The sequence below is a fragment of the Vibrio sp. 1S139 genome (assembly GCF_041439475.1).
GTDB classification, from domain to species: domain Bacteria; phylum Pseudomonadota; class Gammaproteobacteria; order Enterobacterales; family Vibrionaceae; genus Vibrio; species Vibrio crassostreae_C.
In genome coordinates this window covers 1-9071 of sequence record NZ_JBGOOD010000103.1, presented here as the reverse complement: position 1 = coordinate 9071, position 9071 = coordinate 1, and the positions used below count along the sequence as shown (strand labels likewise).

General features: G+C 43.6%; 9 protein-coding genes. 2 read left to right on the top strand and 7 right to left on the bottom strand.

What is annotated here, in order from left to right; genetic code table 11:
* Positions 1-142: 142 nt before the first annotated feature.
* On the bottom strand, positions 143-736 hold the full coding sequence (locus ACED46_RS20765) for a hypothetical protein (RefSeq protein WP_371722343.1): 594 nt from the start codon (positions 734-736) through the stop codon (positions 143-145).
* 652 nt (positions 737-1388) lie between these two features.
* Here ACED46_RS20765 and ACED46_RS20760 point away from each other — a divergent pair.
* Positions 1389-1928 carry a DUF3332 domain-containing protein gene (locus ACED46_RS20760; RefSeq protein ID WP_371722342.1) on the top strand — a complete coding sequence of 180 codons (540 nt, stop codon included), beginning with the start codon at positions 1389-1391 and terminating at the stop codon, positions 1926-1928.
* Positions 1929-2040: 112 nt separating this feature from the next.
* Here ACED46_RS20760 and ACED46_RS20755 read toward each other — a convergent pair whose 3' ends face one another.
* The 4 genes from ACED46_RS20755 to ACED46_RS20740 are packed head-to-tail and all read right to left on the bottom strand — an operon-like array spanning position 2041 to position 5954.
* Entirely contained in the window at positions 2041-2700 is a 660-nt protein-coding gene (locus ACED46_RS20755) for a potassium channel family protein (RefSeq protein WP_017064414.1), read from the bottom strand.
* Positions 2701-3801 carry an AI-2E family transporter gene (locus ACED46_RS20750; protein WP_136974477.1) on the bottom strand — a complete coding sequence of 367 codons (1101 nt, stop codon included), beginning with the start codon at positions 3799-3801 and terminating at the stop codon, positions 2701-2703.
* A gap of 22 nt (positions 3802-3823) precedes the next feature.
* Positions 3824-4843 (bottom strand): DUF2955 domain-containing protein, encoded by a 1020-nt coding sequence (locus tag ACED46_RS20745; protein ID WP_371722341.1) that lies wholly within the window; start codon positions 4841-4843, stop codon positions 3824-3826.
* Positions 4833-5954, bottom strand: coding sequence for an HlyD family secretion protein (locus ACED46_RS20740; protein WP_371722340.1), 1122 nt, complete (start codon positions 5952-5954; stop codon positions 4833-4835). The genes ACED46_RS20745 and ACED46_RS20740 overlap by 11 nt, the downstream gene beginning before the upstream one ends.
* Before the next feature lie 159 nt (positions 5955-6113).
* On the opposite strand from ACED46_RS20740, the gene ACED46_RS20735 reads away from it, so the two are divergent.
* A complete protein-coding gene (locus tag ACED46_RS20735) occupies positions 6114-7109 on the top strand; it encodes an AraC family transcriptional regulator (protein ID WP_017072267.1) in 996 nt (331 codons plus the stop codon).
* A 36-nt stretch (positions 7110-7145) separates the two neighbouring features.
* On the opposite strand, the gene ACED46_RS20730 is transcribed toward ACED46_RS20735, so the two are convergent.
* Both ACED46_RS20730 and ACED46_RS20725 read right to left on the bottom strand, forming a co-directional pair.
* Positions 7146-8207 carry a sensor domain-containing diguanylate cyclase gene (locus ACED46_RS20730; protein ID WP_017061905.1) on the bottom strand — a complete coding sequence of 354 codons (1062 nt, stop codon included), beginning with the start codon at positions 8205-8207 and terminating at the stop codon, positions 7146-7148.
* Positions 8208-8481: 274 nt separating this feature from the next.
* Positions 8482-8910, bottom strand: a complete 429-nt coding sequence (locus ACED46_RS20725) for a PACE efflux transporter (protein ID WP_371722339.1) — start codon at positions 8908-8910, stop codon at positions 8482-8484.
* Between the last annotated feature and the right edge of the window lie 161 nt (positions 8911-9071).

The window sequence follows — 9071 nt, the reverse complement described above, 5'->3', positions numbered from 1 at the left end:
TGAAGCCTTTTTTCTATCTAAATAAACAAGTTAGCTCTTAAGATCCTGTCTATGAACGCTAGCTAGGTTATCGTACTTCTATTGAAACCAACTTATATCAAACTCTGAATCACCATTGAGTCATTATCAGTGCATTCATGGACTAATAAGTTAACGGCATCGACCTTAACTTCTGATCAAGAGTATATAAGTGTTCTGCAGCTTGCATGTGTTGAGGGTAATCACTGAACTTCTCACGATTCTCCTCATTCATCTTACATGTCTCATCCACCAGCATTAACTTCCAATACAGCTTCGTTGTATGCAACATCGCCAGTAACGGTTTGAACACCTCTTTCTCATAAGCTTGAATCAACTCTTCAATCAACTCGTCACGTTCGTCTTCGCTTGCGATTGAACCCTCGGTTGCCGACAACACTTTTTGATACTTCAGGTTTTGTTGCAGCTTATCCATGACCGTTTGGTTTTCTTCCGCTAAGTCAACAAGCTTCGACTTAATGATGTTTACCCAATTCGCTTGGCTCAGTACTGTGTCATCAACGCTGGTAGAATCTTCTCGTATTTGTCGTTCAACATCTTTTTGAGCTTTCTTTAAAACCGCACGCACCTTTTGGAAAGGCAGCTGATACTCCTTACTTAGCTCGATAATCAGTTTATGAAAACCACCATTTGGAAGGTGTAAGTTTTCTTTAAACGTCGCCATTGCAGCTTCTTGCTGTTCGGTAAGGTGAGTCATTCTGTTTCCTATTCTTTATCACTTATGGTGCTGAGCCCGTGATCATACCATTATTACCCTCGTTTTTTCGGTAACTTGATCAGTTACACCTCGCTATGCCGTTAAATTCTCTCAGCCCTTTCTCTTTTGGCTAGTTATTAACCCACTTGGCATAAAATGGTAAATCTCTATCGGCGAAAGTTCGTACATTACGCGCTCAGGGGATATCGCCAGACAGGAGTCGTTACTTACATATGAAAGACAAGCGCGAGAAATGAGAAAACAGATGACCTATTCAGAATACAAAGAATCCGATTTGCATAAGTGCGTGAGCATTGGTTCAGAAGCAATGGTATCCATTGCCAAGTTTGCCTTTAAAGCCACTACCCTTTTATTTCGATTTTTCCGCTGGCTTGTCGTATCGGCTTATACCTACGTGATGAAGTAATTCTATATGGGAGTCGTTGTTTTCATTACGACTTATCTAAATACCCCAAAGCGCGCCCTATTAGGTCGCGCTTTTTTTGTGCCCAGTTTTATACCTAGCTTGATGCCAAAAGTCCGAGTGCATTTTATATCGTCAGTGGCGCTAAATGGTAAAACTGACCATCGAATAAAAACCATACTACACCTGTTCCAACGAAACAGACTTCTAACTTATACAGGTACTAAAATGAAAAAGATTGCACTTAAAATTGTAGGACTAACGGTTTTGGCTTCTGCGCTAACTGGTTGTATCGGCAGCAACGCCGTAACAGGGAAAGTGATGAAATTTAACGTTGAAGTTGTCGATAACCGCTATGCTCGTGCAGGTGTAAACTTCTTATTAGCGCCTGTATACGGTATTACTACCGCAGCAGACTATGTGGTATTCAACTCACTTGAATTCTGGACAGGTAAAAACCCTATCAGCGGTTCACCACACGTATTTGATACAAAAACAGACACGCACTTCAAAGTGAACGATGAGCTGGACCCAAGCCTGAAAGAAGCCCCTGTCGGCCCAATTTCTAACAATCGCACCATTGAAACGGGTGAGATGATTAAGATCGACGAAAACACGATTCAAATGGACATCGTCTATACATCTGGTGAAACAGCGACTCTAACGGGCATCAAAGACGGTCAAAACGTTACCTATTACATGGATGGTCAGCTTGTATCGCCAACAACTATCGCTGAATTAGAGAAGATTCAAGGCACTGAAGCTTAAGGTTCATCGCCCACACAGAGTTCAAACTTAAAGAGACTTTTGAGCTCATAAAATAGAACAAGCCCGGCGATTGCCGGGCTTGTTTGTATGTGCTCTATTATTTGTAAATGCTCTATTGGGACTGAGACTGTGCAAGTCGAATGCTCACCAAACTCGCCACCATGATAGCTAAGTAAAAGCTGCCGATAATGGATTCCATAAACACAAAGAATTGAGCAATAGGCAGAGCTGGTGATATGTCGCCGTAACCAACCGTAGTCAAGGTGATAAAGCTAAAGTACATCGCATTAAACAAGTTCGTCAGCCAGACTTGCTCTTCTAACCCGTTAAAGGCATTAGGAAAGATCTCTAAAATTAACAAGTAGATGGTCGACCAAGCAAACCCTAGCAACAAGTAAATACAGATGGAGCCGATAATGTGATTGGGTGTCACCGTTTTGGCTTTCATCACCTGCTTCAACGCCGAGTAAATGTGTGAAAACAAGAACACAGCCAACGCCGATAGCGTCACTATCGACAGGTTATAGCCTTCCAAAAATGAAAACACGCCAGACACGAGCGCCGTAATCAATAAAAGCCCATACCAAGAGCGATACAAGGCTCGCTCTTTATGAATACCGGCAATTGAACTCGCCAACGTAATAATGATAAGAAATAGGATTGTTTTCTGGCCTTGCGGATAAAACTGCTGCATCACCGCGCAACCAAAAAACAACACCAACAGTGCATAGAATAAGAAGTAGAAGTTGTCGTCTTTAGAGACTGGCTTCATCTATTTTCCCTCGACCTCTGCAGGTTTTTTCTCAGTTTCTTGTTGGTTTTTCTCTTCAAGTCCAAGCCACGCCATCATCAGCTCATAGCTTAAACTCAGTATCACAGCACCGACAAACAGACCGACGATGCCTGACATCGCCATTCCGCCCAGTGCACCCAATAGAATTACCAACATTGGAATGTGAGAGCCACGGCTCAGCAGTACTGGCTTCAAGATAGCGTCACTGCCGCTCACTAAAATACACCACACTAAGAACAAGCTCGCCGCCAGTGTCGATTCAACGCTGAACATGTAGATGATCGCAGGTAATAGAGCAAGAATCGGTGGCAGTTGGATTATCGCAATGAGCAGCACAGCTAGCGCCCAAAACGCAGCCGCAGGAACGCCTGCAATCACCAAACCGATTGCCGACATCATGGATTGAATCACAGCCACACCAATCACACCTTGCACAACACTTCGCACGGTCGATTTAGAGAGCTCTACCAACTCTTCACCTTTACCGCCCGTTAAACGCGCCACTAAGTGAGTCACGCCGGTTTTGCATTTATCGGCATTACTCATGAATGCACCCGCAATAATGGTAGAGATGATGAACTGAATAAAGCCGCCACCTAACGAGCCAAGAACAGAAGCCGCTTTCGTCGCAAACTGTTTAAGTTCATCCGCATACTTTATGAAAGTGCCTTCAATATTGTTGGAGGCGGCAACCAAGGTTGAATAAACCTTTTCCCCTATTAATGGAATATCTTGTAAGGACTCTTTCGGTTTAGGCAATGACAATGTGCCATCTTGAAGCCCTGTCATCAGGTCAGTCGCGCTGGTGTAGATACCAGAAGAAAGCGCCGCCAAAGGAATAAATAGAAGAATCACACCAATAAAGCTCAGCAATGCACTGGCTTTACCTTTCGACATCCCGGTTTTATTTGAAATTGCGACCGCCACTGGATACAACGCAGTCGCAATGATCGCACCCCATATCACCAGAAGAATGAATGGGCGCAAAATCGAAAAACACCAATACACGAGCATGGCAATCGCTGCGATCTTGATGGCAGCGTCTATCGCCTGTTTTGAAAAATCATCGGTTAACTTCATGAGACGTCCTTGTTAGACAAAATTAAGGCTGATTTTGTAGAAACTTCCAATTCCGTGTTTCTAGGAATAGAGAAGCCAAAATCATATATATGCCAATTAACACTAATTGGAATATGCGTATAAGAGTGTTGCTATCGATGTCACCGGAGCTCATCAACGTGCTACCAACCAGTACGAGCAACGTACTAAATGCAGTGGCGAAAATAGGTGCTTTTTCGGGAACCGTGTAGATCTTGGTAGCCATAAGAATGGCAATAAGTCCTATAAACAAAGAATAGAAGACAATGTTGGGTACTATAGAAAGAATTGAAAAAGCAGCAATCGCCAGCAATCCCCCGATACCGTTACTTATCACCAGAAAAGCGCTCAACTTTATCGACTTCTCTGACGTAATCATCAACGATAACAACGCAATGAACATCATTGTCAGTAAAGCTTCAGATATTTGAAAAATAAAGAAAAAACACACCACAGGATAGGAGATAATCATCGCCTTAAAGGCCGCATACCAACGCTGTTTCTTTTCGAGTGGCGCAGCAGCGAAGCCTGAGAACGCCGATTTTGGCTCAGGGAAAAACACATGCACTAACGCAAAAAGCATGACTGAAACCACACCAGAGGTCGCTAAGCCAGAGGCCAGCATGACTGAAACGCCAGGGTTATCAATCGCCATGAATGGCAACATCAAGACCGCAATCAACAGTATGGTGGCGAACAGGTTCCATTTTGGGTCGACAAACAAGTAGTAACCCCACAGCATCATTAACCCCACTAAAATCAGCAATGGGATTGGATAATGGGTAATTCCTCGCGACAGTAATAAACCTAACCCCATTGTCACCACAACGGCCAAGAGCAATTCGTAGACCGTTTTTTTATGGAGATTTGGTTTATCAATTAAGAACTTAGCTGTGAACACTGGCGCCACAAACGCAAGTGGCCAGTTTATCCACGCCGCCAAGAAAACAGCCAACGTGACCCCGACCGTAAATCGCAGGATCCGTTGCTGTGTTTGCTGGTCAGGAATTGGCTTATCGGACATAAGACAATACGCTAATCAAACGAATCCATACCTTGCCTATCGCGTTGAACACAAAGTTATCACCGCTATAAACAATCACATCCGCTTGGCCACCCACTCGGAGCATGCCTGTCACTTCTTCATTATCAAATTCAATGGTGATAGGAAGCATCTGTGTTTGGCGCAACCAACCCGTTTGTTGGCTAGCTTGAGCAAGCTTACCTGCTTGGTCATTTTGCCCCCAATCAACACCCCAATCGATACTACTTACGCGCCCTTTTACCACTTTGCCCGGTGCGAAATCTAACGCCACTTCAACTTCATCACCGACCGTTACATTACCTAGGCTGTTCTCTCGATAATAAACTTCAATCCAAATATCTTCGGTTGAAACAAAGGTCATGATTGCTTGCCCTGCTGATGCATAGAAACCTTCAGACAGGCTAAAGTTAGAGACACCACCTTGTGTCGGTGCAGTAATCACGGTGCGCTCTAGGTTCAATTGAGCTTGTTCAAGTGCCAGCAACGCCGCTTTCACTTGGCTATTTTCTTCGCCTTCTTTACCCATTTGTTTCTTAGCACGGTCAAGGTCAGCTTCTGCATTCACAACCGCCGCACGAGAGGTCGCTAATGCTGCTCGCGCTTTATCTGCATCTGATTTAGAAACGACACCTTTATCGGACATCTCTAAAACACGCTTGGCTTGCAGTTTGGTGTTTTGTCTTTCAACAATAGCTGAAGTGAGTTTTGCTTGAGCTGAAGCAATGCTCGCGGTTTGCGCGCCGACATTTTGGCCAGCAATCTCTAAATTTTGCTCGGCTTGTTGTACGGCTATTTGGTAATCAGACTCATCTAAAATGGCTAGCTTATCGCCTTGATTAACCAGTTGGTTAGGTTGAACAAGAATATCGAGCACTTTACCCGACACCTCAGGTTTGATTGGAACGATATAACCTTTGACACGAGCATTATCAGTAATAGGGATGATGCGGTCTGAAATGATACTGAAGATCAACATGAACGCTACGAACAACAATAAGTAGTTGGTGACCTTTCTTACTTTGTCTTTTCCATTTTCTTGCTGGCCAACTTCTTCCTTGGCTTCTTGCGCATTCCCGTTGACTTCTGACATGGGACTCCCTTCTAGATAACTAACATCAACAAAATTAATACTTTAAAAATAAGCCCGGTGATGGAAAACTCAAGTAAATAGGGTTAGATTTAGTAAACAAAACGTTGCAAATGATATGCACGTCTAATAGTGCGACAATATATACAGGATTGTATTCCAATGAGCTCTAGTCACTACCAAGTCCCGGTAATTCAAACGAACTACGCCAAAATTCTGGTTCAGGTTTTTTCTGACTATGGTCTCGACCTCCACCTTTTGCTCAAAGATTCTGGTTTACCGCCCGATCTCATTGAATCAGAAAGCGACTTTGTGCCATCAGAATCGATTAAACGTTTGATTTATCTGACATCCGCCCAACTTGGCGTATCTCGGTTCACCGATATTCTTGGACTCGCATTTCGACGTCGAATCATCCCAAATGTCTTGCATCAATTTACCGAATTCGAAACCATTGGCGATGCACTAAAACAGATCAATTCAATCTTTGCCTATGATTCACCAGGCAGCAAAGTCGAGTTTATCCAAGAACACGGTCAGAACTGGTTTTGCCGGACAGCCCCGGAAGACAACTCCCCTATGTTTCAATGGGGCGAAGCTTTCGCTGTTATTTATATCATCGAGTTAATAACCATTTTATCGCAATCACCATGGTTACCGACTAAAGTTCGCTTGCAAGGGCATGACATCGATGTCGTCAAAACACTGGTATCAAGTAACTGCCAACTGTTTGTTGATCATTCGTCGACTGCTGTGCAGATTCCTGATGAGATCTTACAACTCCCAATCCGTCTTACGTCTAAAGACCTCAGTACAAAACCGACACTTATTGAGTGGCATACCAGCTTTACCGATAGTATTTATGAGCTTCTAAAACCGTACATGAAAGAACAAGACCTCTCTCTTGAAGAGGCGGCAGAGCTGCTCAACTTTTCAGTGCGAACGTTCCAACGCAAACTCAAGAATGAAAACACCACTTATCGAAAGATCAAAGAGAACCTGATGTTTTCTGTAGCTTGCGAGCTGATGGAAGAAGGCCACACGCTGACCTACATTTCTAGCCAACTCGGTTACACCAACATCTCTCATTTTTCTCGTGCATTTAAGCGTGTGTCTGGCCTTACGCCGAAGATTTACCAACGCTCAATCTCGGCTTAGGCTTCGCTCGATTGATTAACCAAGCACGGCCTACATCTAACCAAGGGCAATTGGAGTAGCACAGCCTGGGCTAGAGCTACACACTCTATTTCGCCCGTTACCTTTAGCGCGGTAAAGTGCCTTATCTGCACTGCGATAGGTCGCTTCGGCTTGCGCCTGTATTTCAGACACACCACTGCTCACGGTCAGGTTCAATGTTGTCCCTTTGGTAATCACTTCTTTCAGTCGATACATCGCCTCAAACGCTTCTGCCAAATTGGTTTCAGGCATCAAGATAGCGAACTCTTCTCCGCCTACTCGCGCGACGATATCAGTGTCTCGGCTGTTGTTTCTCAACAGTTCAGCGACCTCTTTCAGCGCTGAATCACCTTGGTCATGACCGTGATTATCATTGATAGCCTTGAAGTGATCTAAATCGATCAACGCCAAACAGGAATGTGTGTAACCATAACGCTCTGCCAGGTTAGAATAATGTTTTAAGTCGTTATCAAAGCGGCGTCGATTCCAGCACCCTGTCAGTGAATCCGTTTCCACCAGCATTCTTAATCGACGCTCCAATATCTTGCGTCGGCTAATATCCGTAAAGGTCACCACGTACTTGTTATTGTGCGGCAGAATTTCAGTTAGCTTTTCCACCACAACGTTTACGGTAAACTGCTCACCAAGTCGACTGACGCCACTCAACTCACCTTTCCATCTCTGGTTTTCTTTCAGTGAGCGAGTAATGGTCGTGATTAGGCTGCTGTTATTCATAAAACAGAGATCAGAAATCGGACGAGATTCGACTTGGTCAAAGGCATAACCTGAAACCCGAGAGAATTGTTGATTCACTTGTATGACCCTCAATTGACTATCGAGGACAATAAAACCTGCGACACCATCAATGATCGCTTCCGACAAGTTATTCTTGCTTTGAGCCATTTCATGTCGATAAAGGCGTGCGGTAATAAGAGTGCTAAGTAAAAACAACGCACACACCGAAAAAAACATGGCTGGCGTAGAAGCAATACTCAGCAACCACAAGCTAAATGCCATATTGAGGACAAGTGCAGACACCACGTATAGCGGCATTTTTCGGTCATAACTTAACTTGTTCATAGTTTGCTCTGGTGATGGGCGAATGACTATGATGGCTAAGTTTTAATTAAGATATTTACCATTTTACGACACATACAAATTCAAATTACATATCGAACAATAAGTGCATAGGGTTACACTAACTATTAAGCGGAAGAGATTGAAAAGATTCGAGACCGCCACTTTGAATGCCAACCAGTGCCGGGTTACCTAGGCCTACTAACCGAATATCTCCGTCAAAATAACGAATAAACAAACGGTTAGTAACCAAGCTCGTGTTTACTGACTTGGTAGATTACTGAACGGCTAAGTCCGCTCTGCGTACCCAGAATGCTCGTATATGATCATAAATCAGATTAAACACAAACGCGTAAATGGTAATAAAAATGGTCACGCCGATATCCATTAAGAATGCCTGCCAAATCCCCACATTAAGCAAGAAAGCCATCACTGGGATTGTCGCTATGAGAAGACCAGCTTCAAACAACACCACGTGAAAAACACGCAATTTCAGCGAACGCTTTGATTTTTCACCCGTGAAGTAGCGATCAAAAATGCGGTTGAAACAGTAGTTCCAAATCATCGCGATGGTCGCAACAACTATCATGGTTCCTGATAAGGCATTCACATCATGATCAGTAAATATCGCTAAGCCTATAATTGATAGTGTTACGGCCAATACTTCAAATAACACTGAGTGAAACACTCTTTCTAACGTATTCATACATTCCTCTAAATAATCTATTACGTGTTGGATTGGTCGAGATTATGTCACCTGAAATAATAAGAGAAAGTTAACAGCCATCACGAATAGTGATAGCCTAGGAGTGATTCATAGACAGAACCTTAAGCACTAAGCTCAGCGTAAATTCCGTCTAACGTAAT